The sequence below is a fragment of the Bacillus sp. I-2 genome (genome assembly GCF_001974945.1).
In the GTDB taxonomy this organism is placed as follows: Bacteria; Bacillota; Bacilli; order Bacillales; family Bacillaceae; genus Bacillus; species Bacillus safensis.
The window spans coordinates 337,483-361,068 of sequence record NZ_LZRW01000043.1 but is presented as its reverse complement, the minus strand read 5'-3'; the positions used below and the strand labels follow the sequence as shown (position 1 = coordinate 361,068).

Here is a 23,586-nt window from a genome sequence, read left to right as displayed (position 1 = left end):
CCATGCGGTTCAAGGAACTATCCGGTATTAGCTCCGGTTTCCCGGAGTTATCCCAGTCTTACAGGCAGGTTACCCACGTGTTACTCACCCGTCCGCCGCTAACATCCGGGAGCAAGCTCCCTTCTGTCCGCTCGACTTGCATGTATTAGGCACGCCGCCAGCGTTCGTCCTGAGCCAGGATCAAACTCTCCGAAAAAGTACAAAACCGAAGTTTTGCTTTTCGTCAGTTTGACTGACTACCTATGAAGTATCATAGGATTTTTTTATAAAAACTCGAATTAACAGGTACGTTTTGTCTTGTTTAGTTTTCAAAGATCATGTTCAAAAATGGAGCGGGTGATGAGAATCGAACTCACGACATCAGCTTGGAAGGCTGAGGTTTTACCACTAAACTACACCCGCGTGGTTTGTATTGGCGCGCCCGAGAGGAGTCGAACCCCTAACCTTTTGATCCGTAGTCAAACGCTCTATCCAATTGAGCTACGGGCGCTTAATCAGGCGACTTAATTATCTTAACATATCGTTTTTATTAAGTCAATATCTTTTTAAAATTTGTTTGCCGCATGCGTGTGAACGTCTGTGTTTCAAATACGTCATCAGCGACGAATAAAAATATACCATGAATTATATAAAAGGGTCAATACATTTTTCTAAAAAAGTTTCATGTTTTTTAAAATTGATTTTTTCTTAGATCAATAGACATGTAATAGCCCTATTTTCTTTTCTTTCTTCATAATTCTAATGATTCTTAAATAAAATCTTTCTAAATACAAAGGAGGACAAAACATGACCACATAGAATTTTTATTTATTGGAAAATTCTTAATATTTTTCCAATCAATTAAAGGAGGTAGGAGATGATGAAAAAGTTTATCGCTTTTCAAATCATGATCGCTTTGGTGATAGGAGCTCTTATCGGCCATTTCTTCCCTGACTTCGGAATGGCGCTCAGGCCAATTGGAGATGGATTCATCAGGCTGATTAAAATGATCGTTGTTCCAATCGTGTTCTCTACCATTGTTATTGGTGCAGCCGGCAGCGGCGGCATGAAGAAAATGGGCAGCCTTGGATTAAAGACGATCATTTGGTTTGAGGTCATCACAACCATTGTTCTTGGGATCGGACTATTATTGGCAAATGGGCTAAAGCCTGGCGTTGGCCTCGATTTCTCTAAATTAGCTAAGAAAGATATTGGGGAATTAGATGGTTATACGGAGAAGGTCGTTGACTTTAAACAAATGGTATTAGATATCATTCCAACCAATATCGTCGATGTTATGGCTCAGAATGATTTACTTGCTGTCATTTTCTTCGCCATCTTATTTGGTGTAGCGGCAAGCGGCATCGGTAAAGCTTCTGCTCCTGTTCTCACCTTCTTTGAATCAGTGGCACAAATTATGTTTAAGCTCACACAGATGGTGATGGTGACAGCACCTATTGGGGTTCTTGCATTAATGGCTGCTTCTGTCGGCCAATATGGCATTGTTTTATTAATCCCAATGATGAAGCTTGTCGGAACAGTATTTTTAGGATTATTCATTATTCTCTTTGCTTTATTCCCTCTGGTCGCACTGATCTTCCGTTTTAACTACTTCGAAGTATTAAAAATGATTTGGGATTTGTTCCTTGTTGCCTTCTCTACTACGAGTACTGAAACTGTCCTTCCTCAATTGATGGAACGAATGGAGAAATACGGGTGTCCAAAAAGAATCGTTTCTTTTGTCATTCCATCTGGTCTTTCTCTCAATTGTGACGGATCAAGTTTATATTTATCGGTTGCCTGCGTATTTCTTGCACAAGCGTTTGGTGTCGACATGAGTCTGTCACAGCAGCTTTTAATGATGCTTGTTCTTGTGTTAACGAGTAAAGGTATTGCAGCTGTGCCATCCGGTTCACTCGTTGTTCTTTTGGCAACCGCTCATGCAGTAGGTCTTCCCGCAGAAGGCGTTGCCATCATAGCCGGTGTTGACCGAATTATGGATATGGCACGAACAGGCGTGAATGTTCCAGGGCATGCCGTTGCATGTATTGTGGTATCTAAATGGGAAAAAGTATTCCGTGAGTCGGCGTGGGAAGTTCCAAAAGCGGGTGAAGAAACAAAAGGGATGTAATGTTATATGAAGGAAAGGGTTCGCCCTTTCCTTTTTTATGCTAAGAATGTTTGCTTTAGTACGGCTTTTCCTTGAGGATGCAGCTGTACTTCTGCATATGCCCCATTAATCAGCGTCATTTGCGGCGGGACATGCCCACAATCTATGTCGTAAAAAATGGGGATTTGTAATTCCTTTTGTAATTCTTCATATACATCCTGATACTGATACCCTTCAACAGGCACATTTACTGCACTACGCCCAAACATCATACCTGAACAGTGATCAAACCACCCTGCTAGTTTTAATTGAACAAGCGATCTCTTCACGCTTGCAGCATTTAATTCGCAGTTTTCGAAATACCAGAGAATCGGTTCGCCTTTTATGAATGTTTCCTGAAAAGCTTTGACGTCCCCATAAGGTGTCCCTGCTAAATGACGTATGACATCAATGCAGCCACCCAGCAGTCTGCCCTTTACCATCTTTTCTTGTGGGTCAACCGTATGCCATGCAGTAGGTTCTGTTAAATGAAAGACATGTTTACTCGGGTTGTCATGCTGCCATTCCTTTTGATACATAGATGAAGAAAACTGGGTTATCTCCGTCTCTGCGGAAAGTGCCCGCTCCCACATGGCAGTCGTTTGATCCAGCTCTTCTCCTCTTAGATCGACTAAGTTCGGTCCATGCGCTGTGGCAATGCCTGTTTTTAATGTCAACGCCAGCAGGAGTGCACTCGTATCAGAGTAACCAAGAATCCACTTTTTCTTCATCGATGAGAAATCCAGGTGCTCTAATACCTCCATAAGCAGCTGTCCTCCCCATGGCGGGATGATGTGATCAATCTCCTCACATGTCATCATGTACTGAAGTTCGTTTGCTCGTTCTATCGCAGGCGCAGATTTTGCCTTTTCCTGCTGCCAGACCGTCTCTCCACATATGACATCATAGCCTCTATGTTTCATTCGTTCACATGAAAGCTGAAACATGTCATGCAAAGATGGCTGTACACCTGAGGAAGGTGCTGTGACGCCAATTGTTTGTCCTTTTTGCAAATGCGGAAATTGTATCATTCTGCTTCCCCCCAACCTCTACTCTCTTCCCTGTCCATTTTAAAGAAAATGCCCCTTTTATAAGGGACATCTCTTCTTATTCCTTTTGACGCAGTACAGTATAGACTCCTGCAAAGATACATAGAATCCCAATGAATGAGAGTATCCCCATCTCTTCACCTAAAAGCAGCCAGCCGAGAGCTGCCCCTACGATCGGTTGAAAGAAAAAGAACAGACCGCCGCTCGAGGCATCCATCAATTGAAGCCCTCTATTCCACAAAAAGAATGCTAGAGCTGTTGAGATGATGCCTAGATAGAGAATGCCGCCCCAAATCTCTGGCCTTGCCATCTGCTCCACATCTAGATAAGGTAAACGAAATAAAGCAGCTGGTGTTAAGACAATGAACGCAATGATGATCGCATATGTGGTCGTCACGACTTGAGGGTATTTTCCTGGAACTCGTTTCAGCAAAACAGACATCAGTGCCCAAGTTAAAGCAGCAAAAACTAATGAAAGACCGCCAACAAATTCATCTGTTTGCACTGCGACTGGTCCAATCATGAGCCATACACCTGCTGTCGCAAGCAGGATGGATGCGCACTTTCGAACAGTCATGGCTTCTTTTAATAGAAAGAACGCAAACAGCACCATAAAAGCAGGGGTCGCAGATGTGATCACAGCTCCCATTTGTGCCGACGTATACATGGTGCCAATTTCTTGGGTCACAATTGATAGGAAATTTCCGATCAATCCGATCATGACAACAAGCGGGATATCTTTTTTATCTAATCGAAAGGAATAGCCCAAGCGCCAAATGGTGCACACCAGCACGATTCCTGCTACAGCATATCTCATCCATACAAGCTCAAGCGGCGGAACCACCGCTACTGTTACTTTGACAACAACGTACATGCCGCCCCAAATACTTGCAGCGATTGCTAGGTAAAGGGCGCCTATATATTTTTCCTTCATCTTTTCCCCTCCGTTACTGGATATATTGATCGCCATATCCACAAACGGAGATCACTCTCCGTTATGGACGGAGGGTGTTTGGTACATCATGTTCAAATAAAGGCTTCCATAGCATTGTCGTCACCTCATTTGTTTTTATTTTCAGACTACTTTATAACAAATTCTGGTTGACTTCAATCCTTTTTTGTCACCATTTTTCTTCATATAATAGAAGATAAACGGATATTGACATGCTGAATTCGTTTTCATATAGTAAGTAAAACTATAGGTGGCCATGCAGAAAAGGAGTAGAGGACGTTGGATATTGAAGCGAGGAAACACATTCCCAGCACGGAACACGAACCGTTTCTTGAGGGAATAAAAGATTGTGTGCCAACCCTGCTCGGTTATATGAGTATTGGGTTTGCCTTCGGAATTGTTGGAATTAGCGCACAGTTAAGTATATGGGACATTGCGCTTTTATCGATTTTTATTTACGCAGGTGCTTCACAGTTTATAATCTGTGCACTGCTTGTGACGGGTAGTCCCCTTTCTGCTATTATTTTCACCACATTTATTGTGAATCTGCGTCATTTATTGCTCAGCCTGACGCTTGCTCCTCATTTTACACGCTACTCTGTGAAACAAAATATTGGATTCGGTCTATTGCTGACTGATGAATCCTTCGGTGTAGCGATGAATAAATTAGCGCAGCAAGGAAGGCTGAATAACAGGTGGATGCACGGACTAAACATAACGGCGTATTTATGCTGGATTGCAGCCTGCATACTTGGCGGCATTTTTGGACACTGGATTTCAGATCCTGAAGCGCTTGGTCTTGATTTTGCTTTATCAGCGATGTTTGCTGCACTGCTAGTCCTTTCGTTACAGACAGTACCAAAAAATAAGTTAACTCATCGCCTGTCGCTTGTGTTGTATATGGTCGTTGCCATGTTTGTTCTGCTTCATTTTGTTCCATCACATGTGGCTGTTCTCATAGCTACTGTACTTGTCGCAACCATTGGGGTGGTGACAGATAAATGATCAATAGCTTTATGTTATGGCTCATTGTTGGTTGTATGATCGTCACCATCATTCCAAGGGTCGTACCCTTTATATTTGTACGGAGTATTCAGCTGCCTGAAGTGGTGCTGAAATGGTTATCGTTTATTCCTATTTGTATCTTTACAGCTTTGATTGCAGAGCATCTCTTCATCCATACAACAACTGGCACAGGCGTCACTATCCACTGGATGTATCTGGCTGTATTGACTCCTACTATACTCATTGCTGTTTGGACAAAAAGCTTGTCACTTACTGTTCTTGTCGACGTCATGCTGATGGGCACTGCTAGATGGTTTTTCTAAAAGAAAAAGCTTAACCGCATGTGGTTAAGCTTTGTTTCATTTGACGATTCCGTATACAAATCCATCATAACCTTTTTCCCCAACAGTTTGAATCGCTGTTGCCTCTATTCTCGGCTCTTGTTTGAGTAAATCGAAAAATTCACGAGTTCCTTGTACTCGTTCATCCCCATCAGAGTCATGAAGGACGGCTCCATTTCTGACGACATTGTCTGCAATAATGACGGTTCCTTTTTTCGAGAAATCTAATGCCCACTTCAGATATTTCGGATTGTTCGGTTTATCTGCATCAATGAAGATCAAATCGAATGGAAGCACAGCCCTCTCTTTTAACTGAGATAACGTATCTAATGCCTTTCCTTGCAAAATGCTCACTCGTTCCGATAAGCCCGCTCTGCTGATGTTTTGCTGTGCGATCTTTACATGATGGCTGACAGCCTCTAATGTGATGAGTTCCCCATCCTCCTCAAGAGCACGCGCCAGCCAAATAGTACTGTATCCACCGAGTGTCCCGATTTCTAAAATGCGCTTTGCATTCTTCGTTTTTGCTAATAAATAAAGCATTTTCCCTTGGGCTGGTGACACATCAATTTCTGGCAGACCTGCTTGCTTATTATGAGTAAGGGTTTGCTCCAATACGTCATCTTTAGGAATCAACTTGTCTGTGATATACTCGTCAACTTTTCCCCACACGTGCTCCATTTCATCCATCTCCCTTGATTATGTCTTCTCTCTCAAGTCTACATGATGATCGTGAGAGCGTATAATCAATTCTTTTCACACATCTATTCATTTTTTTGATGAAAGACATGTGATGAGGAATACATGAAGCAACGCACTGGTTTCGGTTCTACTGGTTCAGCTTATTTTTGACATCTCCTTTTTTATCTTGAAGCTTTCCTTTTGCTTGATCCTTTTTCCCTTCTGCTTTCAAGTTTTGATGATCGGTTGCTTCACCAAGCTTTTCTTTGACTTGACCTTTGACTTGATTTGTTTTTCCTTTCGCTTTATCCATATGTCCTTTTTCTTTACTCATTTGTTCCACCTCCACGTTTGATACTATTCATTTAGCCTTTTTGAAAGATACAAAACATCTGAGTGTGCGAAGTACACGTTTCAGGTATGATAGACATTAGAAGAAGGGTTGGTGTTCTATTTCATGATCGTCTCTGAAAAGATATTCACAGTTCGTGGGGTGACCTATCGTATCCGGTCCGCTTCAGCGGCTGATGCCAAGCAGTTATCAGCTCTCAGACTGAAAATCGATGGTGAAACAGAATATTTAGACCGTGAACCAGGCGAAGCCTTTCTTGATGAAAAAGCATTTGAGGCTTTGATTCAAGAGGATACCAAGCAAAGCCGGCATTTATTTTTGGTCGCTACTATTGAAGGAAAAATTGTCGGTTTTTCAAGATGCGAGGGCCATTCGCTCAAGCGATCTGCTCACAAAGTGACATTTGGCGTCGCCATCCAGAAAGATGCTTGGGGCTATCACATCGGGAAGGAGCTTTTAGCCGCTTCAATCGACTGGGCAGATCAGCAAGGTATTCAGAAGATGTCACTTCAAGTGCTGGAAACGAACAAAAAAGCCATTCGGTTATATGAGAACCACGGCTTTTTGATTGAAGGCGTATTAAAAAACGATAAACGGCTGAGTGACGGATTATATTATGATACTGTTGTGATGGGCAGACAGCGGCCAAGCTCCTGACTACTTACATCACATAGCCCCATATCATCGAAATTGCACTGTATATCAGAAGCAGCCCCATCACATACTGGAACGGTTTTTCGTAAGCAGTCAAAAACCGCTTATACAAAGAACCAAATAAGCTCCAGCTGAATGTACCGAGAAAGCCAATGAGTGCGAGAATCAGCGTCCATATGACATACTGCATATTAGATTGTCCATATGGCAAAACAAATGTTGAAATCACAGTCAATCCATACAAGATCGCTTTTGGGTTGATAAATTGCAGCATCATACCAGGGATAAAATGATTGTAGCGATCAAGTGTTTCGTCATCCCCGCCTTTACTTTTCATGATTTTGACCGCTAAATAAATCATGTATGCAGCTCCGATGAACGCCATGACCCAGCCTATTTTCGGCATCACTTGATAAAGAATGAGATTAAAGAAGCAGCTCAAACACAAAATAACGAGAAATCCGATACCCACACCTAAACAAAATCGAAACGTTTGCTTGACCCCATATTTATTCGTAAAGACCATGGCCATGATGTTGTTTGGCCCTGGGGTAAAGCTGCTAACAAAAGCATAGATCAACATAGATACAATCAAGATGCCGCCTCCCTTATACGTTATTTAGACTTTAATTACTTTATTACGTATGTTACGTTTTATTGTAACGTTCGGTCTTTATAAAGTAAATAGAGAAAGGAGTTTTTTTCATGGAAGAAGTACAATCGATTATTTCTAAAAATGTGAGGCTTCTTAGAGATCAAAAAAAATTGAGCCTCGAAAAGATGGCAGAATTAACTGGGGTCAGCAAGACGATGATTGGACAAATTGAAAGAGGAGAATCGACCCCTACCATCACGACTTTGTGGAAAATCGCCAACGGATTAAAGGTATCTTTTAGTGAGCTCATTCACGCACCACAGCCTGAAATCAAGGTAGTACGCAAGGAAGATGCACAGGTTTTAACTGAAGATGATGGAAAATATCGTGTATACACGACTTTCCCTTTCGATGACCGGGGGAAATTTGAAATGTACCGAGTGGAAATTGATCGAGGCGGGTCGCTTCGTGCGAGTGAACACATTGGGGGAACAGAGGAATTGATCACTGTTTTTGAGGGAGTCCTTGATTTATCCATTGGTGATGAACAATACACCTTAAAAGCCGGAGACTCTATTCGTTTTAAAGCGGACCGGACGCACACGTATAAACAAACCGGAGAACAAATGGTACAGATGCAAATGATTCTTTATTATCCTCATGAAAAAAGCTGACAGGCTTGTCCACCTGTCAGCTTTGCGTTTTATTTAATTAAATCCTGGATCGCGTACCACTGTTCCAGTAAATGTGACACTATATTTTCCTAATCCTAATTCTTTAATAGAGGTTTGTTTTAAAATCCCGACCCAGCCATCCTCTGCATATACAATACTTTCTGGGATATTTGATGTTGTATATGTTCTTGTTACTGAAACAGTTCGACTGGCCTGGGCCGTTATTTCACTGTTTGTTTGCTCCTTTGCTTCCACTGGAGCAGTTGTGACCCCAGCACCCGTTAAGACAATTGCTCCAACCAAAACAGAAGACATGACCTTTTTCACAAAAAAATCCCTCCCTTTTTTGTTGAACGTATAAACTATACCATAATTTAGAACTTTTGTAAGTTTATTTTTTCATTTTTATGAAAATTATGATATCATTGTCTTATGCTGGATAGAGTGCGTTACATACTTCTATGCATTTATCCTCACCTCAATCTAGTGAAACAATTGTGAACGGAGGTGATTTCATGAAAAAATGGCTCATCTGTTTTCAACTTGTTTTCCTCTTCTCCTTGGCGATCACACCATTTGCTTCTGCTGCCAAATGCCCTACAGTAAAACCATGTATCACTGATCCTTAAGCATAAGAAAAGGCCGATCAAGCCTATTCTCTTGATCGGCCTTTTTATTTATTTTTGCTCTGCTTCCCAGCGGGCAACCTCTTCTCTTACTTTAGGAGCCACTTCTTTTCCAAATAGCTCAATGGCTTTCAGCACTTGATTATGCGGCATTGAACCAACCGGTACATGAAGCATAAAACGTGTGATGCCTACATTTTTTCTAAGGTGAATGACTTTCTCTGCCACTGTATCTGGATCTCCTACATACAGCGCGCCTTCTAAAGTTCTCGCTGCATCAAACGTAGAACGAGTATAAGGTCCCCAGCCGCGCTCTCTCGCTAATGTGTTCATCACATGCTGTGTAGATGGGAAGAATTGATCTGCTGCCAGGTCTGTTTCTGCCGCAACAAATCCATGAGAATGTGATGCTACAGTTAATTTCTCAGGGTCATGTCCAGCGTGCACTGCCGCTTGCTTGTACAGCTGAACGAGCGGTGCGAACTGTCTAGGACTTCCGCCAATGATGGCAAGTACAAGCGGTAACCCTAGTAATCCAGCACGTACGACAGATTCACGGTTTCCTCCACTGCCGATCCAGATTGGAAGCGGATCTTGAACAGGTCTTGGGTACACGCCAACATCCTGAATGGACGGGCGATGCTTTCCGCTCCATGTTACACGCTCTGACTGCTGTAATTTGAGCAGCAAATCAAGCTTTTCTTCAAATAATTCTTCATAGTCATCAAGGTCATAGCCAAAGAGCGGGAATGATTCAATAAATGAACCACGGCCTGCCATAATTTCTGCACGTCCGTTTGATAGTCCATCCAGCGTTGCAAAATCCTGAAATACACGAACAGGATCTGCTGATGAAAGAACTGTCACTGCACTTGTCAGACGAATATTTTTTGTTTGTGTGGCTGCAGCCGCTAAGACGACAGCTGGATTCGATGCGGCGAAATCCTCACGGTGATGCTCACCTACGCCAAATACATCGAGACCGACTTGATCTGCTAAAATAATTTCTTCTACTACTTCTCGAATACGCTGTGCGTGACTGACTGTTTTTCCTGTTTGAAAATCGGGTGTTGTTTCAACAAATGTACTAATTCCTAGTTCCATGATGGGAACCCCCTATCTTATAAATATGTCACAAATTCAGAAACTGGCTTTCTATAGCCTCTCGCTTGTCTGCTCTCTACTTTTTCTTTTCCAAGTGTAATCATTAACACAGGAACCAAATCTGATTGAATGTTTAATACCTTTTTCATTGCTTCGGGATCAAAACCGATCATCGGACAAGTATCCCAGCCTTTATTTTTAGCGGCAAGCATAAACAGCATGGCAGATAATGAAGCATTGCGGATCGCCTCTTCCTTCTGGAAATTTGCTCCTCTCTGCACATAAAAGCTCATGGTCTCTCTGACCATTTCTTCATATTGCTGCGCATTGATAATGCCTAGCATTTTTAGGCCTTCATATATGTTCCCTGCGTGCTCATAAGCGTTTGGATCTCCGAGTACGATGATCGCTGCTGAAGCAGAGTGCACTTTATATTGTCCAAATGCCGCTTCTCTTACTTGTTCTTTCAGCTCTTCTGTTTGGACGACAACATATTGTGTATGCTGTAAGTTAAAAGCAGATGGTGCCAGCTTGACCTCTTCAAATATGCTGTTAAGCTCTTCTCTCGAAATCGAGATATTTGGCAAAAAATTTGATGCGGATCGTCTTTCACGTACCAACGTATCAAAGCTGAGTGTCATCTTGTTTCCCCTTTTCGCGAAGTTGTTTTGCACCTAAACCGACTTTTTTCAGTAATTCAATCAGCTGTTCTTTTTCTTCTTTTTCAATATAGGCTAGATTTTGCGAAATGACATCTGTGTGTTTAGGGAAAATGTCATCAAACAATTGCTTCCCTTTTTCCGTCAGCCGTACGTGGAATACCCGCTTATCTGAAGGCGCACATTGCCTTTTCACCAGTTCTTGTTTTTCTAGTTTGTTTACGACATATGTCATGCTTCCACTTGGGATTGACAGGATATCGCTAATTTTTTGAACAGGCTGAGGCCCTTTACTGTAGAGCAATTCAAGGATCTGAAAGTTTTCAAATCCGATATCATAACGTTCAATGTCTTTTTGGATATTTGTAAAAAGGGCTTGATAGGCTTTCATCCACACGCGGAATAGCCTTAAATCTAATTCATGATCATGCTGCACCATGGCAACTACTCCTTTTTCAATAAATCCTAAAACTAGGATAAATTTATCCTAACACTAGGATATTTTCTTGTCAACGAGTTTATTTCATAAAAAAAGACCACCTTGGTTCAGTGGCCGTCTTCTTTTAAGATAAAATGCATTTCAGCAATTTGTTTATATTGTTGTACTTCCTGTAATGAGAACCTAGATTCCAGATCCGCTGGCGAAAAGAGAGGAATTCCTCTTCCAATCATGACAGGTACGATTTGAAGAAAAAGCTCATCAACCAATCTTTCTTTTATGAAAGATTGAAGCAGTCCCCCGCCGCCGACAATCCAAATATTCCGGCCTGTTTCATTCTTTAATTTTTTCACAAATGATAAGATATCTTCGCGAATGATATGGGTTCCTTCCAGACTGTCTTGTAAAGTACGTGACATGATATAACATGTCTTTCCTTCATAAGGAAACTCATCTGGTGACAGCTGAAGAACTTGTTCATATGTATTGCGCCCCATAATCAGCGTATCGACTGACGCATAAAAGGTGTCATAGCTCGTTTCTTCTTCGCCCTCTGTCCCTATCAGCCAATCGAGCCGGTGATCCTCTCTCGCTAAATATCCATCGATACTCATCGCCCCATAAAAAAGCAGCTTCCTTTTCTCACTCAATCCCACCACTCCCTCACTTCAAATAAGAACATATATTCTATTTTATCAAAAAGGAAAGACAAAGGCTACATAACTTTTTACGATTCCTGTTCCACCTTGAGGAGAAGCTCGTATAATTTATGCGCGAGCTTGCCGGCATCAATGGTCATTTCTTCATGAATCCATTCCTCGAGTACACCCACGACCCCAGACACGACAAAAGAGGCCTCTATTTGCTCATTCTCTGTAATCGGCCGCTGATCAAGCTGCCACTCTTTCATGATTTTTTCTTTGAAAAAGGCTTTGAATTGGTTTGTCGTTGGGCCATTTGGTTTTACAAATAACGTCAACATATATTGATTCTCTTTCAAGTACTCCGTCGTTTTGTTTAAAAAGGAAAGCATATCAAGAGGGTCCTGACTTGGAAAGGTTTCATCATATAACCCCCCGAGCTGATCGAATAGTTCTTTCTCAAGCTGTTCATATAAATCAAACACATCTTGATAGTGCAAATAAAAGGTTCCCCTGCCTAAATCCGCTTTCCTTGATAGCTCTGATACTGTAATCTGCTGCACTTCCTTTTCCTTTAACAGCTCAAGAAAGCTTTCCCGAATGGCTCTTTTTGTTTTGATTGTTCGTCTGTCCTTCATGACATCCCCTCCATTGCTGAACAATCAGGCGCCAAATGTCTATTTATGAACAGGATCTCATCCATTGCCGATGTTCGATTGGTTTACTTCTTATTATAATCAACACATGTTCAATAATCTATATATGTTCAGTAAAGGAGGGCCATCTTATGTTTCATTTCAGACTTGCTAGAGAGGATGAACTGCCTCAAGTGGCAGAGTTGTTAGATGATTCGTTTCAGGACTATTCATTTTTTGACCTATTATGTGAAAAGGTCTCAAATCGGTCTGCTTTCGCTCGTCAGCTGCATTTGGTCAATACAAAGGTGTATTTTCAGCATCAAATCTGTTTGGTCGGGGTTGAGAACGAGAACATTGTGTCTGCTGCCCTTTTAAAGCATCCGCGTCTTCCTGAACCAGGCGTCATGGATTATGTGTTATCAGGTGGGTTAAAGCTGCTCTTCACTGGCGGTATATCGGCGATTCAGCATGTGTTCCGTGTGTTAAAAGAGGCCAAAAAAGCGTGTTCTTCCTTAAAGCAGCCTTACTGGTATTTAGAAGCACTTGTCGTGGCAAAAGACCAGCAAGGAAAAAAACTCGGAAGCCGCATGTTAAAGCAATGCCTTTTTCCCTTTATCGCCCGGCAAGGCGGCGGACTGTTCACACTGATGACACACAACAAGGCCAATCGTCAGTTTTACCAGAAAAATGGCTGGATGGAGTTTGATGAAAGGGTACTGCGCGGAAAGGAAATGTCCTTGGAAAGCTGGAGCTATAAAACCGTGATTAAATAAGGTATCCTCTTCAGGTGATGATATAATAGAGTCAGTTCAATCAATGATCATACTTGGAGGAGAGACTGATGATACGACGACTTGATCATATCGTGTTGACTGTACAACATATGGAGGACACCATTCGCTTTTATACAAACGTATTAGGGATGAAGGAAGAAACTTTTGGTGAAGGCCGTAAAGCGCTTCGTTTTGGTTTACAGAAGATCAACCTTCATGAATCTGGTCATGAATTTGAGCCAAAAGCGGCTCATCCTCTTCCTGGATCTCATGATTTGTGCTTTATCACCGATTTAGACATGGACAGTTTACTGTTGCACCTCCGGAAGCAAGTGGTCCCCATTGAAGAGGGGCCGGTCAGACGCACCGGTACATTAGGTCCAATTGAATCTGTTTATATCCGTGATCCTGATCTGAATTTAATTGAAATCTCTCGATATATAGAGGAGGGTGATCCGTCATGACTCGTATATTTTTGAGACCGATTGAAGAGCAAGATTATCCTGGTATTCAAAGAGGATGCCAGCATGCAGAAACACTTTATATGACTGGCACACGCAAAACGTTCACACTAGAAGAAATTCGCTCCGCCTATACCCGCTTTTTGCAAGATGACAGCAGACGAGATTTCGCCATTTGTCTGCTAGACACGAAAGAGATGATTGGAGATGCGGCGATTGTGGACATTGATCCAATCAATCATACGGCAAGCTTCCGCATTGCGCTTCACGGGCCTGAGCATTTTCAAAAAGGCTATGGCACTGAAGCGGTTCGGATGGTTCAAGCATTTGCCTTTAACACATTAGAACTCAACCGTCTTGAGCTTGAAGTCTTTTCCCACAATCCAAGGGCCTTTCGAAGCTATGAGAAAGCCGGATTTCAATACGAAGGAAAAAGACGCCAAGCGCTCTATTTCAACGGTACATACTCAGATGTCATCATCATGGGCATCCTTCGAGAAGAATATAACCACATGATGAATACAGATGCTCCTGCTTAAGAAAAGTCGTCTTTTTTTAAAAATTGAATCCCAGTGACGATGATTAAACAAATGATGGAAGAGAGAACGATAGAGACACTCGCTAGACTAAGCGCCATGCCTTCCCATCTGCCAATAAAAAAACTAACAATCAATAAAACCAAACCAAATAACATCAAGCATATAGGAACAATGAACCCCGCATGGCGCTGCCGGCGTCTTTTCCCTGCCCACCATGAGAGACACAATACAACGATTGTAAAAAAGGCGGTTTGCAGCCAGAACATGTGATATCAACTCCTAACCCATAAAAATGGAGGTACTTCAAATGAACATTAGACCCATTGAGCAAAAAGACAACCCGTATATCGCAGCGATTATCCGCCAATCACTAGAATCAGCGAATCTAGCGATTGAAGGAACAGCCTACACTGATCCCCAACTTGACCAGCTTTTCGAATACTATCAATCATTGACTCATGCAGCCTATTGGATTGCTGAAGAGCAGGGTGAGATTGTGGGCGGTGTAGGGATTGCTCCATTTACAAATGGAGTATGTGAATTACAAAAGCTTTATTTAAGTCCAAAAGCACAAGGAAAAGGTGCGGGCAAAAAACTGATGGATACGGCGCTGGAGTATGCCTCTACATACTACGAAGCGTGTTATTTAGAGACCCGCCGGGAATTAACAGCGGCTATAGGCCTTTATCAGCGGTATGGCTTTTCTCTTCTTTCAGAACCGCTTGAAGGCTCTGAGCATTCTGCAATGGATGCTTGGTATCTCAAAACCTTCTCATCTTGAACCATAAAACAATCGATAGGTTTTAAGCCTCTGAAAGCCTAACTTCTCTGCCAGTTTGATTGAAGCTAGGTGATGGACATCGCAATCCCAATGCGGTGTCCTCTTTTTTTCAAGACAGATGCTGATCATATGCTGAGCTGCCAGCAGCGCCAAACCTTTTCCGCGATAAGACTCATCTGTCCAAATATCTATCTCCGCACGATCCATACTTGAAAAAATAGAGACGCATTCACTCACCACGTTCTCTCCATTTAAAATGGCAATCCCGATTCCCTTTGATAGAAAACGAGCTATTTCTCCCCAATAGGCTTCGTAATAGTTAGGAGGAAAAGCCCTACTTGCAGTCATCACCTGCTCATTTGTCTGCTCTACTCTATAGCCTGGATGAGGCTGAGTGGCATGAGAATATGCCTGTGAATAAACGTACGCATGTCTTTCCATTTCATTCAGATGTAACCCAAGACATTTTTTCATCATCGCATCTGTTAATGAATTTGCTGAAAATAAGGTGAATCGGCCGTTTTGTCTTTTCTGCCTTTCGTACACATCCACAATGAAGGCTGAGCAGCGTAACAGCTCCGCTTCACTCCTTCCTGCTACATAATAAATGCCGCATGAAGCTTCGAGAAAATAAACAAGCGGATGCACTTCATCATCTACATAAAGATGTCCTTGTATCACGCCATCCATGACCGCATCTACAAACACTGGATATGCCGGATCAATCTGCCGAATTCCTTTTTTCATTGAGGGTGTCTTTTGCTGTTCCAAGAGATGCACGATTTCTCCTCCTTTCCTTCCATTATAAAGAAAAAGCTGCTAACATTCAGGTCTCTTTTCAGCAAAAGGAATTCTTCTGCATCAATGGCGCAATTAAAAAAAGAGACCTTAGTTAAAAGGTCTCTCAGATTGTTGACAAAGGGCTAAAATGATCTATATTTTAGCCCTTTGTCTTCTTTTCAGCGTGATAGAAAACCTTTGCAGTCTAGGAAGGGCGAGCACTGAAGCGGAGCGAATTTGACATTCGTGAGCACCGGAGCGCAGAACTGACACCGAATGCGAGGGTTTGTCTACACGCTGAGAGACCTTTGTTAAAAGGTCTCTTACTTCTGCATGACATTATTCTGCCGCTGCCTCTTCTGACACTTTTCCCTTCCAAATCAGAGTCAAGCCTAATCCAAGAAATAAGACAACACCTGCGAATAAGAATGGGAAATGAATATTTTGATCGAATAAAATGCCGCCAAGTGCCGGTCCGAAAATCGTACCTAGGCTTGTGTAGGTGGAGTTCATTCCTGCGACAAACCCTTGCTGGTTGCCAGCGATTTTGGATAAAAAGGTCGTTAATGCTGGACGTAGTAAATCAAACGCAAGGAAAATGACACATGTGACAATCAGAACAACCAAAAAGCCTGAAACAACAGTTGAAACGAAAGCAAGGACAGCCCCGATAATCAGACATAGCTGAATGACTCTTTTTTCCCCAAGGGCATTTACTAATTTACCAAACACAAGTACTTGGATGATGACTGCCACAATCGAGCTAACGGTAATGATCACGGCAATATCTTTTGGACCAAATCCAAATTTATGATTTGTGAACAAGCTAAAGACTGTTTCATATGCAGATAGTCCAAATGCGAGGACAAACACAATGATAAAGGCGATAAGGTAGCTTGGATGAATTGATTTTTTCAAATCTTTAAAGAAAGTCGATTCTTTCACTTCATTCATTTGCTTCTCTCGCTCTTCTTTTGTTAAAGGCTCCTTCAGCATAAACATAGACGAAATGACGGCAATAAACGCAATCCCTGCCGCAAAGAAGAATGGCAGGCGTACGCCGTATTCTGCAATAAACCCGCCAATTCCCGGGCCAATGATAAAACCGGTACTAATGGCGGCAGAAACATAGCCCATCGCCTTTGATCTTTCTTGAACGGTCGTAATATCTGCGACATACGCAGTGACAGCCGGCATAATAAATGCCGCACTAATACCGCCTAGAAGCCTTGCAAAATACAGAACATACACGTGTGTACCAAGACCAAAAACGAGTTCTGATAACGCGAATAGAAACAGCCCGGTCACAATCATAATCTTTCTTCCGTAGCGGTCTACCCATCTCCCTGCAATAGGTGATGCGATGAGCTGAGCAACGGCAAACGCCGCCACAAGGTACCCCATCGTACTCCCTGTTAGATGCATCACATTCATGAATAACGGCATGACAGGAATAATGAGACCAATGCCTAAAAACGCAATAAATATATTACTTAATAAAATCACGAGTACTGCTTTTTGCTCTCGAATCGGTTTTTGCATGATGTTTGTTTCCCCTTTACTGACTCACTTGTTACTCATGATGGTTGATTCCTTGAATAAACAATGAGATCGCCTCTTTTTGTAACTCTTTCTTCTGCTCGATGGTGTCATTTTTATATAACACGTCTAATCCATAAAAAACGGAAAGTAATATTTTCACTTTTGACTCCACATGCTGAATCGACCAGCTGCCATCTTTGTTTCCTTCAAGTAAGATATCTCTCATCACATCATCAAAATCGACATCAATCTTGTTCAGCCGTTCCATGACTTCGTCTGATGTAAAGGCACTGGCGCAAAATTCCTCACTCGCTCTCATTAATGGGTAGTTAATGCCCATTTGGCTGAGCAGTTCTGCAAACCCGGCAAGCTTGTCGATAGCTCGGTCCAGTGTTTTCTTCTCCTCATGCCACGTTTCCATCATCAAACGATGATCCTCTTCCATAATATGAAGAAACAAAAACTCTTTTCCTTTGAAATGATGATAGAGATTGCCTTTACTCACCTCAGCAGCCTCTAAAATATCACGCACGGATGTTTCTGAATAACCTTTTTTTGCAAATAAATCACGAGAAGCGGTGACGATTTTTTGCTTCGTCTTCTCACTCTTTCCAGCCCCGCTTTGTGTACTTGTCATGTGTCACAATCCCTTTCTACCCTGCATTTCTTCATGCAGACTAAATAAAACCGACCAGTTGGTTTATTTTTAATTATAAATGGATTTTCCTCATAATACAATGAAAAAGTCATCGACTTCATAAGGAGTGATTCATGTGAAAACAAACAAAATAGTCATTTGCGCTATCACCAAAAAGGACTTATACGTATTTTTCTTCTGCGACCTTTTCACGGCTACTTTGGCGTACTACGTGTTCAAATTCAAACCAACCACATTTTATGAATGTGCAGGGGTCATGGGAAGTATACTATGTCCCTTTTTGATGAAAAAGTGGATATACCGGTGATCTCCCTTTCAAGTATCTCGTCAGTCATTCATTTAATTTCCCTTTATATTTAACTTCACTTAAATATAAAGAATGCCTATAATAGAATAGAGGTGATGTCATTGGATGAGGAAATCATTCATTACGGTAAAAAGATCATTGAATACTCGAATGCTCTAGGCTCAATTTATGTAGAAGAGTATCAGCGATTTTTAAAACATGAGTATGCAGATTTATCAGCCAAACAAGAGCTGACGCTTGAGCTATTGCGCACGAAAACGAGAACAATCAATGAATTAGCTGATTACTTTTCGATTTCTGCCAGCGCAGCTAGCCAGCTTGTATCAAAGCTTGAGCAGCTCGGCTATGTCAAACGAGAAATTAATCCACATAACCGAAGAGAAATCATTGTTGATTGTGCTCAAAAGGGCCATGACTATCACAAGAATACGGAAGACATTCAATTGCACCTTATTCAAAAATATTATGCAAAGCTTCCAAAAGAAGATTTAAAAACATTACTATCTCTATACGAAAAGATCTATCAGATTGCAAAAGAAGCGCCTTAATACGGTGTTTCTCTCACTAACATTTAAGTTAGCTAAACTATTAAGGAGATGAAAATATGCAAAGCATTCATTTACAAGATGGCCGGTACATTGGTTTGACTCAATACGGTGATCTTGAGGGGTTTCCAATTTTCTTTTTTCATGGAACACCTGGATCAAGAGTGATGTTTTTAGATGATGATCCAATCTCTCAAAAGCTCGGCATTCGTCTCATCTGTTTGGATCGACCTGGATTCGGTTTATCCACCCCTCTACCTGACCGTACAATTTTAGACTGGGCAAAAGACGTGCTGGAAGTGGCAGATGATCTTGGCATTCAACATTTTTCAGTGATGGGTGTATCTGGAGGCGGCGCATTCGCAGCTGGTTGTGCCTATCAATTGCCGGATCGCGTCCTTTCAGCCGCTCTGATCTCAAGTACAACCCCTTTTCAGAACGGGAAACCTCCTAAAACTATGCTGAAAGAAAACAAATTGGCTTTTTTCCTTAGTAAGAAGTTTCCTTGGCTATTGAAAGCAAGCTATCGTTCCCAGAAAAAAATGATTGAGAACAAACCAGAGAAATTTAAGAAGCTGGCCAAAAACGGGAACAAGCATTTACATCCGTGGGATCGGCAATTCCTTCAAACCGATGAGCAGTTAGAGATGATGATGACACATTTATACGAAGCGACTCGTCAATCGGTGGATGAATGTATTCGTGAACCCATTTTACTCTCGAAACCATGGGCATTCGATATGAAAGATATTCAAATCCCTGTTGATGTCTGGCACGGAAAAGAAGATACAATGGCTCCATTTGTAGAAATAGAAAAAATAGCTCAGGCGATTCCAAACGTCAAAACCCATTATATAGATCAAGCAGGGCACTTTCTTACTGATGTAGACGATATTTGGCGAGATATTTTACTCTCTTTAAAGGAACGTGCTGAACATCAGGAACATGCATAAAAAAAGACCCAATATGACTTGGGTCTTTTTCTTCATTAATACTGTTCATAATACCTTTGCACTTTACCTGGATCTTTTGTCTTCGTCAGTGCCAGCATGAGCAGAATACGTGCTTTTTGCGGGTTTAATGAATCAGAGGACACAAAGTGATGTTCATCATCCGTTTTTTCGCGGGTGACAATTCCATTCCCCGTACGGCTTGATCTCACAACAACCACATCTTTTTTCACTGCATCTGTTGCCCCTTTGATGGCTTCTGTTGACATCGTTCCATTTCCTGCTGCAGCCACGACAATCCCTTTTGCACCTGCTTTGACTGCGGCATCATACATATATTTTTGATCATTTTGATAGCCGTATAAAATATCAACTTGCGGCAATTCTTTTATCTTTGATACATCAAATTCACTTTCAGTCGTATGTTTTCTTGTCGGTTCGTTATAAAAGGACACCACTTCACCAGTAACTTCTCCGATGTATCCTTGCTCAAGTGACTTGAAGGCATCGGTTGTGGTCGTGTTTGTTTTCGTAACAAATCGAGCCGATGCAATTCGGTCATTTAATGTGACCATGACCCCTTTGCCCTTTGCTTCTTTGGCTGATGCAATTTTCACCGCATGATACAAGTTGAGCGGACCATCCGCACTGATTGCCGATGCTGGTCTCATTGAGCCAACGACCACCACAGACTTATCACTTTTGACAACCAGATGTAAAAAGTAAGCTGTTTCTTCAAGTGTATCTGTTCCATGCGTGATGACAATGCCATCCACTTGATCATCTTTTAATAGTTCATTCACTCGCTTGGCTAATTTTAAAAGAAGAGCGTTATCAACATTTTCACTGCCGACATTCGCAACCTGCTCACCCGTGACATTTGCAATATCTTTCAGCTGTGGAACTGAATCAATGACTTTATCAATGCCGAGTGAACCAGATTTATAGCCCGTCGTATCTGTATCACTGTCTGAACTGCCAGCAATCGTCCCGCCCGTGGCTAATACCTTAATATTAGATAAGGACTTATTCCCTGTTTCAACCGCCTTGTTTTTCTCTTTTGTTGCACTCGATACGTTCTCTTTTTCATTTTGACTATTCTCTTGAGTGCCCGTGTTCGCACAGGCTGCTGTCACCAGTAATAAAACAGAAAGAAGGACAGCACCTAACCATTTTGTCATGTTCATTGGATCATCTCTTTTCCTCATTTGATGGATTCATGGCTAAACTCTATCTATAGGATTTACTTTATACCATACATTCATTCATCGGCATGAGGCTAAAGGTATAGTACCAAATACTGGGAATGACCTTATGTTTTTAATGAATTACTTTAAAATATAAACAAAATTATAAAAATAACCTAATTAACCTTAAATTTACCTTAACAAAATTATTTATATATGGAAAAAGTTAATTACGTGAGTAGAATATACTATAAAGGAGGTAATATGAAAATAAAGTTTATTTTTCTTTTCTTGTTCATCATATTCACTATTGTTTTCATTTACATACCTAAAAATGATCACAACATTAAAATAGCAGTCATAGATAGCGGTATTGACGTAAATCATGTTGATGTTTCTGTTATAAAGCGCTTTGATAATAAAAAAACAGAGATGGATTCTTTCGGACATGGTTCTGCTATTGCTGAAATTATTAATAAAAACAATGAGAACATAGATTTTTATGATGGAAATATTTTAGACGAGAATGGAAACACAAGTGTAGAAACTTTAATCAAAGCATTAGATTGGTGTATTGACAACAAAGTGAATCTCATCAATATGAGTTTTGGTCTTTCTGAGAATAATGTAAAACTTAAAAAAAAAATTGACGAAGTCGTTAGTCATAATATTTTAATTATAGCTGCTGCAGGTAATAAATTTGGTTTAAAAAGTGATTATCCTGCTCGTTATAATAACGTGATTTCTATTTCTGCTGTTGATTCTAAAAATAAGATATATAAATTTGCAGCTAAAGGAAAAATCGACTTTGTTTCTCTTGGTGTAGATGTAGAAACAGTGAAAATAAAAAAATTGGCTGAAGTTAAAGTTTTAAGCGGTACTTCTTTTGCTACAGCAAATGCTACAGGGTATATTTCCAAGCTAATACCAGATGACTTTTCGCTACCTTTTAAAGATATTCTTCACAGATTAAAACAGAAAACTCAAACGCTGAATTTTGACGAACGAGATTCAACCTATGGTTATGGCCTATTATTAAATAAGAATTAGGAGTTTATGATGTTTAAGAATATTATTAAAGTAATATGTTTAGTAATGATATTTTCAATTATTGGACCTAGCATTTCTAATGCGACTATGAATTCAAATGAACATGACGAAATTAATTCAAATGCTATTAACACTCTACAAAACACGGGAGAATTGCATAGTACAGAGGTCATTAAAAACACGAATAATGAACAGGAACTTGAAGTAAGTGTTGAAAACGAAAATTTATTGATCAACAGTAAAGTGATTTTATCTCAAGAATCAGAACAATTACCAATGGTTGAGGCTGAAATTGTTGATGAAGACACAAAAGAGACTGTAAAATATAATTTTGAAATAGCAGATATTGATGTTGCTGAAAAAAGCGACCCTCATCTCTTATTAGTGGATATTGAAACTGGCGAAGAGTACACAGTAAGTGACTCACAAATTCAAGCATCATGGTATCCTTTAGTAGTCGTAGCAATCTATATTGCTCGTGTTGGAATTAACCAAGCAATAAAGAAGTTTGGTAAAACTGCTGTTAAAAATGCTGTTAAAAAACATGGTAAGAAAACCACTACTTCAAACGCAGTCAAAAAAGTGAGTATGTCACGGCTAGACTATCATTATAAGAAACACAAAAAAGAATTTGGTAACATTACCAAATCTGAGTATTTAAATAAAGCACGCAAACTATTAGGAGCAAGTAAGAGCAACAATATTTTAGAAAAGAAAAGCAAGAAAAAATTTAATGGTAAACACCGTTATTATAAATATAATAAAAAAACAAATGAATTTTTATCTGTAGAGAAACAAAAAGATAAAGATGTCATTATCACTTTTTTCAAGCCTAAAAGAGGAATTAATTATTGGAAGGACCAGTAGAAATGAATAAAAACGTTTGTTTAATTTGTGGCTATAATGAATTAGAAGAAAGACCTTACTATTCCGATTTTGCAGGTAGTAACGAGATTTGTCCATGTTGCGGTTTTGAGTTCGGAGTAGATGATTTTGATTGTGATGAATTTGATCATGAGGGGTTAACAGACCAAGAAATTGTTGAAAAATCCCATATCATTTGGAGAAAACATTGGATTGAAAACGGACTAGAATTGTTCAATCCTCAAATCTTTTCTCCAGAATTTCGAAACGGTAAATTTTTAAAAAGAGATTACTTAGAGATTCAAATGAAAAAGAATCTTGGATTAGATTTTAATGACATTTAAATGGACAAAGACCACTCAGGTTTTATTCTGAGTGGTTTTCATATTTTAATATATGTCTTTACTACAGCAAAAAAGCATTTAAAGTGTAGGTTGTTTTTATCTCATTTATTATGCGTTTTCAGTGATCCAAATACGCTTGACCCAGCAGACATCTTTCAATGCAGTGATCACTGTTAATCTGGTAAGGGTAGCCGACATACCTCTCCATTTGTTACATACGTCACCAGATCCCCCCTCCTATGCTTGTACACACAGTCAATCATGCCA

The 23,586-nt window shown here is 40.6% G+C and carries 30 protein-coding genes, 2 tRNA genes and 1 rRNA gene; 14 read left to right on the top strand and 19 right to left on the bottom strand.

Features of this window, described 5'->3' with window-relative positions:
- The 3 genes from BAE31_RS14825 to BAE31_RS14815 all read right to left on the bottom strand — a co-directional run.
- Positions 1-196, bottom strand: a 16S ribosomal RNA gene (locus BAE31_RS14825); the annotation flags it as partial.
- A 132-nt stretch (positions 197-328) separates the two neighbouring features.
- Positions 329-402 (bottom strand) — tRNA-Gly (locus BAE31_RS14820).
- An 11-nt stretch (positions 403-413) separates the two neighbouring features.
- Positions 414-490: transfer RNA gene (locus BAE31_RS14815), tRNA-Arg, on the bottom strand.
- Between the two features lie 369 nt (positions 491-859).
- Here BAE31_RS14815 and gltP point away from each other — a divergent pair.
- A complete protein-coding gene (gltP, locus tag BAE31_RS14810) occupies positions 860-2,110 on the top strand; it encodes a glutamate-aspartate/proton symporter GltP (RefSeq protein ID WP_024425437.1) in 1,251 nt (416 codons plus the stop codon).
- A 35-nt stretch (positions 2,111-2,145) separates the two neighbouring features.
- Here the strand turns inward: gltP and BAE31_RS14805 are convergent, their stop codons facing one another.
- Positions 2,146-3,159, bottom strand: a complete 1,014-nt coding sequence (locus BAE31_RS14805) for a S66 family peptidase (protein ID WP_076840803.1) — start codon at positions 3,157-3,159, stop codon at positions 2,146-2,148.
- Positions 3,160-3,235: 76 nt separating this feature from the next.
- Positions 3,236-4,111: a DMT family transporter gene (locus tag BAE31_RS14800; RefSeq protein WP_076840802.1), complete on the bottom strand. Its 876-nt coding sequence runs from the start codon at positions 4,109-4,111 to the stop codon at positions 3,236-3,238.
- Positions 4,112-4,408: 297 nt separating this feature from the next.
- Here BAE31_RS14800 and BAE31_RS14795 point away from each other — a divergent pair, with 297 nt between their 5' ends.
- Both BAE31_RS14795 and BAE31_RS14790 read left to right on the top strand, forming a co-directional pair.
- On the top strand, positions 4,409-5,134 hold the full coding sequence (locus BAE31_RS14795) for an AzlC family ABC transporter permease (protein ID WP_041106446.1): 726 nt from the start codon (positions 4,409-4,411) through the stop codon (positions 5,132-5,134).
- Entirely contained in the window at positions 5,131-5,457 is a 327-nt protein-coding gene (locus BAE31_RS14790) for an AzlD domain-containing protein (protein ID WP_076840801.1), read from the top strand. Before BAE31_RS14795 ends, BAE31_RS14790 begins: the two co-directional genes overlap by 4 nt.
- A gap of 36 nt (positions 5,458-5,493) precedes the next feature.
- Here the strand turns inward: BAE31_RS14790 and BAE31_RS14785 are convergent, their stop codons facing one another.
- Entirely contained in the window at positions 5,494-6,156 is a 663-nt protein-coding gene (locus BAE31_RS14785) for an O-methyltransferase (protein ID WP_076840800.1), read from the bottom strand.
- 148 nt (positions 6,157-6,304) lie between these two features.
- Positions 6,305-6,490, bottom strand: coding sequence for a CsbD family protein (locus BAE31_RS14780; protein ID WP_024425431.1), 186 nt, complete (start codon positions 6,488-6,490; stop codon positions 6,305-6,307).
- A gap of 123 nt (positions 6,491-6,613) precedes the next feature.
- Here BAE31_RS14780 and BAE31_RS14775 point away from each other — a divergent pair, with 123 nt between their 5' ends.
- The gene (locus tag BAE31_RS14775) at positions 6,614-7,165 is read left to right on the top strand and encodes a GNAT family N-acetyltransferase (RefSeq protein WP_076840815.1); all 552 of its coding nucleotides are present in this window, start codon (positions 6,614-6,616) and stop codon (positions 7,163-7,165) included.
- Positions 7,166-7,169: 4 nt separating this feature from the next.
- On the opposite strand, the gene BAE31_RS14770 is transcribed toward BAE31_RS14775, so the two are convergent.
- Entirely contained in the window at positions 7,170-7,757 is a 588-nt protein-coding gene (locus tag BAE31_RS14770; protein ID WP_024425429.1) for a LysE family transporter, read from the bottom strand.
- Between the two features lie 110 nt (positions 7,758-7,867).
- Between BAE31_RS14770 and BAE31_RS14765 the strand changes: the two genes are divergently transcribed.
- A complete protein-coding gene (locus BAE31_RS14765; protein ID WP_076840799.1) occupies positions 7,868-8,431 on the top strand; it encodes a helix-turn-helix domain-containing protein in 564 nt (187 codons plus the stop codon).
- Positions 8,432-8,464: 33 nt separating this feature from the next.
- On the opposite strand, the gene BAE31_RS14760 is transcribed toward BAE31_RS14765, so the two are convergent.
- The 6 genes from BAE31_RS14760 to BAE31_RS14735 all read right to left on the bottom strand — a co-directional run bounded on the left by BAE31_RS14760 (position 8,465) and on the right by BAE31_RS14735 (position 12,538).
- Positions 8,465-8,758 (bottom strand): hypothetical protein, encoded by a 294-nt coding sequence (locus BAE31_RS14760; protein ID WP_003214005.1) that lies wholly within the window; start codon positions 8,756-8,758, stop codon positions 8,465-8,467.
- A 350-nt stretch (positions 8,759-9,108) separates the two neighbouring features.
- Positions 9,109-10,161 carry an LLM class flavin-dependent oxidoreductase gene (locus BAE31_RS14755; protein WP_076840798.1) on the bottom strand — a complete coding sequence of 351 codons (1,053 nt, stop codon included), beginning with the start codon at positions 10,159-10,161 and terminating at the stop codon, positions 9,109-9,111.
- A 17-nt stretch (positions 10,162-10,178) separates the two neighbouring features.
- Positions 10,179-10,802 (bottom strand): nitroreductase family protein, encoded by a 624-nt coding sequence (locus BAE31_RS14750; RefSeq protein ID WP_041106433.1) that lies wholly within the window; start codon positions 10,800-10,802, stop codon positions 10,179-10,181.
- Positions 10,786-11,259 carry a MarR family winged helix-turn-helix transcriptional regulator gene (locus BAE31_RS14745; protein WP_076840797.1) on the bottom strand — a complete coding sequence of 158 codons (474 nt, stop codon included), beginning with the start codon at positions 11,257-11,259 and terminating at the stop codon, positions 10,786-10,788. The genes BAE31_RS14750 and BAE31_RS14745 overlap by 17 nt, the downstream gene beginning before the upstream one ends.
- Positions 11,260-11,366: 107 nt before the next feature.
- Positions 11,367-11,909 (bottom strand): dihydrofolate reductase family protein, encoded by a 543-nt coding sequence (locus BAE31_RS14740; protein ID WP_139336393.1) that lies wholly within the window; start codon positions 11,907-11,909, stop codon positions 11,367-11,369.
- Positions 11,910-11,986: 77 nt separating this feature from the next.
- Positions 11,987-12,538 carry a TetR/AcrR family transcriptional regulator gene (locus tag BAE31_RS14735; protein ID WP_024425422.1) on the bottom strand — a complete coding sequence of 184 codons (552 nt, stop codon included), beginning with the start codon at positions 12,536-12,538 and terminating at the stop codon, positions 11,987-11,989.
- A gap of 149 nt (positions 12,539-12,687) precedes the next feature.
- Here BAE31_RS14735 and BAE31_RS14730 point away from each other — a divergent pair, with 149 nt between their 5' ends.
- The 3 genes from BAE31_RS14730 (at position 12,688) to BAE31_RS14720 (ending at position 14,311) form a co-directional block, all read left to right on the top strand.
- Positions 12,688-13,311, top strand: a complete 624-nt coding sequence (locus tag BAE31_RS14730; RefSeq protein WP_076840796.1) for a GNAT family N-acetyltransferase — start codon at positions 12,688-12,690, stop codon at positions 13,309-13,311.
- 68 nt (positions 13,312-13,379) lie between these two features.
- Complete coding sequence (locus BAE31_RS14725) at positions 13,380-13,775, top strand: VOC family protein (protein WP_076840795.1); 396 nt, start codon at positions 13,380-13,382, stop codon at positions 13,773-13,775.
- On the top strand, positions 13,772-14,311 hold the full coding sequence (locus BAE31_RS14720; RefSeq protein WP_041106423.1) for a GNAT family N-acetyltransferase: 540 nt from the start codon (positions 13,772-13,774) through the stop codon (positions 14,309-14,311). The genes BAE31_RS14725 and BAE31_RS14720 overlap by 4 nt, the downstream gene beginning before the upstream one ends.
- Here BAE31_RS14720 and BAE31_RS14715 read toward each other — a convergent pair.
- Positions 14,308-14,577, bottom strand: coding sequence for a YesK-like family protein (locus BAE31_RS14715; RefSeq protein WP_076840794.1), 270 nt, complete (start codon positions 14,575-14,577; stop codon positions 14,308-14,310). The two genes, BAE31_RS14720 and BAE31_RS14715, sit on opposite strands and share 4 nt — an antisense overlap.
- Before the next feature lie 41 nt (positions 14,578-14,618).
- Here BAE31_RS14715 and BAE31_RS14710 point away from each other — a divergent pair, with 41 nt between their 5' ends.
- The gene (locus BAE31_RS14710; protein WP_041106421.1) at positions 14,619-15,092 is read left to right on the top strand and encodes a GNAT family N-acetyltransferase; all 474 of its coding nucleotides are present in this window, start codon (positions 14,619-14,621) and stop codon (positions 15,090-15,092) included.
- Here BAE31_RS14710 and BAE31_RS14705 read toward each other — a convergent pair.
- From BAE31_RS14705 to BAE31_RS14695, 3 genes are all read right to left on the bottom strand, one after another.
- Complete coding sequence (locus BAE31_RS14705) at positions 15,084-15,872, bottom strand: GNAT family N-acetyltransferase (protein ID WP_076840793.1); 789 nt, start codon at positions 15,870-15,872, stop codon at positions 15,084-15,086. The genes BAE31_RS14710 and BAE31_RS14705 overlap by 9 nt on opposite strands.
- A gap of 339 nt (positions 15,873-16,211) precedes the next feature.
- A complete protein-coding gene (locus BAE31_RS14700) occupies positions 16,212-17,414 on the bottom strand; it encodes an MFS transporter (RefSeq protein WP_076840792.1) in 1,203 nt (400 codons plus the stop codon).
- Positions 17,415-17,445: 31 nt separating this feature from the next.
- Complete coding sequence (locus BAE31_RS14695) at positions 17,446-18,051, bottom strand: TetR/AcrR family transcriptional regulator (protein WP_076840791.1); 606 nt, start codon at positions 18,049-18,051, stop codon at positions 17,446-17,448.
- Positions 18,052-18,474: 423 nt separating this feature from the next.
- On the opposite strand from BAE31_RS14695, the gene BAE31_RS14685 reads away from it, so the two are divergent.
- Positions 18,475-18,927: a MarR family winged helix-turn-helix transcriptional regulator gene (locus BAE31_RS14685; RefSeq protein ID WP_041106407.1), complete on the top strand. Its 453-nt coding sequence runs from the start codon at positions 18,475-18,477 to the stop codon at positions 18,925-18,927.
- Between the two features lie 56 nt (positions 18,928-18,983).
- Positions 18,984-19,877: an alpha/beta fold hydrolase gene (locus BAE31_RS14680; RefSeq protein WP_076840789.1), complete on the top strand. Its 894-nt coding sequence runs from the start codon at positions 18,984-18,986 to the stop codon at positions 19,875-19,877.
- A 35-nt stretch (positions 19,878-19,912) separates the two neighbouring features.
- Here the strand turns inward: BAE31_RS14680 and BAE31_RS14675 are convergent, their stop codons facing one another.
- The gene (locus BAE31_RS14675) at positions 19,913-21,061 is read right to left on the bottom strand and encodes a type II asparaginase (protein ID WP_076840788.1); all 1,149 of its coding nucleotides are present in this window, start codon (positions 21,059-21,061) and stop codon (positions 19,913-19,915) included.
- Between the two features lie 264 nt (positions 21,062-21,325).
- Between BAE31_RS14675 and BAE31_RS14670 the strand changes: the two genes are divergently transcribed.
- Genes BAE31_RS14670 through BAE31_RS14660 form a run of 3 tightly spaced genes read left to right on the top strand, consistent with a single transcriptional unit; the run spans position 21,326 to position 23,319 of the window.
- Positions 21,326-22,111 carry a S8 family serine peptidase gene (locus BAE31_RS14670; protein ID WP_052462933.1) on the top strand — a complete coding sequence of 262 codons (786 nt, stop codon included), beginning with the start codon at positions 21,326-21,328 and terminating at the stop codon, positions 22,109-22,111.
- 9 nt (positions 22,112-22,120) lie between these two features.
- On the top strand, positions 22,121-22,978 hold the full coding sequence (locus tag BAE31_RS14665; RefSeq protein ID WP_051627377.1) for an SAR2788 family putative toxin: 858 nt from the start codon (positions 22,121-22,123) through the stop codon (positions 22,976-22,978).
- A complete protein-coding gene (locus BAE31_RS14660; protein WP_051627378.1) occupies positions 22,963-23,319 on the top strand; it encodes a hypothetical protein in 357 nt (118 codons plus the stop codon). The genes BAE31_RS14665 and BAE31_RS14660 overlap by 16 nt, the downstream gene beginning before the upstream one ends.
- Positions 23,320-23,586: the final 267 nt, after the last annotated feature.

Coding starts and splice junctions, on each gene's coding strand:
- BAE31_RS14755 (WP_076840798.1), bottom strand. CDS start 10,161: ATGGAACTAGGAATTAGTACATTTGTTGAAACAACACCCGATTTTCAA.
- BAE31_RS14720 (WP_041106423.1), top strand. CDS start 13,772: ATGACTCGTATATTTTTGAGACCGATTGAAGAGCAAGATTATCCTGGT.
- BAE31_RS14800 (WP_076840802.1), bottom strand. CDS start 4,111: ATGAAGGAAAAATATATAGGCGCCCTTTACCTAGCAATCGCTGCAAGT.
- BAE31_RS14710 (WP_041106421.1), top strand. CDS start 14,619: ATGAACATTAGACCCATTGAGCAAAAAGACAACCCGTATATCGCAGCG.
- gltP (WP_024425437.1), top strand. CDS start 860: ATGAAAAAGTTTATCGCTTTTCAAATCATGATCGCTTTGGTGATAGGA.
- BAE31_RS14725 (WP_076840795.1), top strand. CDS start 13,380: ATGATACGACGACTTGATCATATCGTGTTGACTGTACAACATATGGAG.
- BAE31_RS14680 (WP_076840789.1), top strand. CDS start 18,984: ATGCAAAGCATTCATTTACAAGATGGCCGGTACATTGGTTTGACTCAA.
- BAE31_RS14670 (WP_052462933.1), top strand. CDS start 21,326: ATGAAAATAAAGTTTATTTTTCTTTTCTTGTTCATCATATTCACTATT.
- BAE31_RS14675 (WP_076840788.1), bottom strand. CDS start 21,061: ATGAACATGACAAAATGGTTAGGTGCTGTCCTTCTTTCTGTTTTATTA.
- BAE31_RS14700 (WP_076840792.1), bottom strand. CDS start 17,414: ATGCAAAAACCGATTCGAGAGCAAAAAGCAGTACTCGTGATTTTATTA.
- BAE31_RS14745 (WP_076840797.1), bottom strand. CDS start 11,259: ATGGTGCAGCATGATCATGAATTAGATTTAAGGCTATTCCGCGTGTGG.
- BAE31_RS14695 (WP_076840791.1), bottom strand. CDS start 18,051: ATGACAAGTACACAAAGCGGGGCTGGAAAGAGTGAGAAGACGAAGCAA.
- BAE31_RS14785 (WP_076840800.1), bottom strand. CDS start 6,156: ATGGAGCACGTGTGGGGAAAAGTTGACGAGTATATCACAGACAAGTTG.
- BAE31_RS14665 (WP_051627377.1), top strand. CDS start 22,121: ATGTTTAAGAATATTATTAAAGTAATATGTTTAGTAATGATATTTTCA.
- BAE31_RS14730 (WP_076840796.1), top strand. CDS start 12,688: ATGTTTCATTTCAGACTTGCTAGAGAGGATGAACTGCCTCAAGTGGCA.
- BAE31_RS14735 (WP_024425422.1), bottom strand. CDS start 12,538: ATGAAGGACAGACGAACAATCAAAACAAAAAGAGCCATTCGGGAAAGC.
- BAE31_RS14790 (WP_076840801.1), top strand. CDS start 5,131: ATGATCAATAGCTTTATGTTATGGCTCATTGTTGGTTGTATGATCGTC.
- BAE31_RS14715 (WP_076840794.1), bottom strand. CDS start 14,577: ATGTTCTGGCTGCAAACCGCCTTTTTTACAATCGTTGTATTGTGTCTC.
- BAE31_RS14765 (WP_076840799.1), top strand. CDS start 7,868: ATGGAAGAAGTACAATCGATTATTTCTAAAAATGTGAGGCTTCTTAGA.
- BAE31_RS14775 (WP_076840815.1), top strand. CDS start 6,614: ATGATCGTCTCTGAAAAGATATTCACAGTTCGTGGGGTGACCTATCGT.
- BAE31_RS14805 (WP_076840803.1), bottom strand. CDS start 3,159: ATGATACAATTTCCGCATTTGCAAAAAGGACAAACAATTGGCGTCACA.
- BAE31_RS14780 (WP_024425431.1), bottom strand. CDS start 6,490: ATGAGTAAAGAAAAAGGACATATGGATAAAGCGAAAGGAAAAACAAAT.
- BAE31_RS14685 (WP_041106407.1), top strand. CDS start 18,475: ATGTCATTGGATGAGGAAATCATTCATTACGGTAAAAAGATCATTGAA.
- BAE31_RS14750 (WP_041106433.1), bottom strand. CDS start 10,802: ATGACACTCAGCTTTGATACGTTGGTACGTGAAAGACGATCCGCATCA.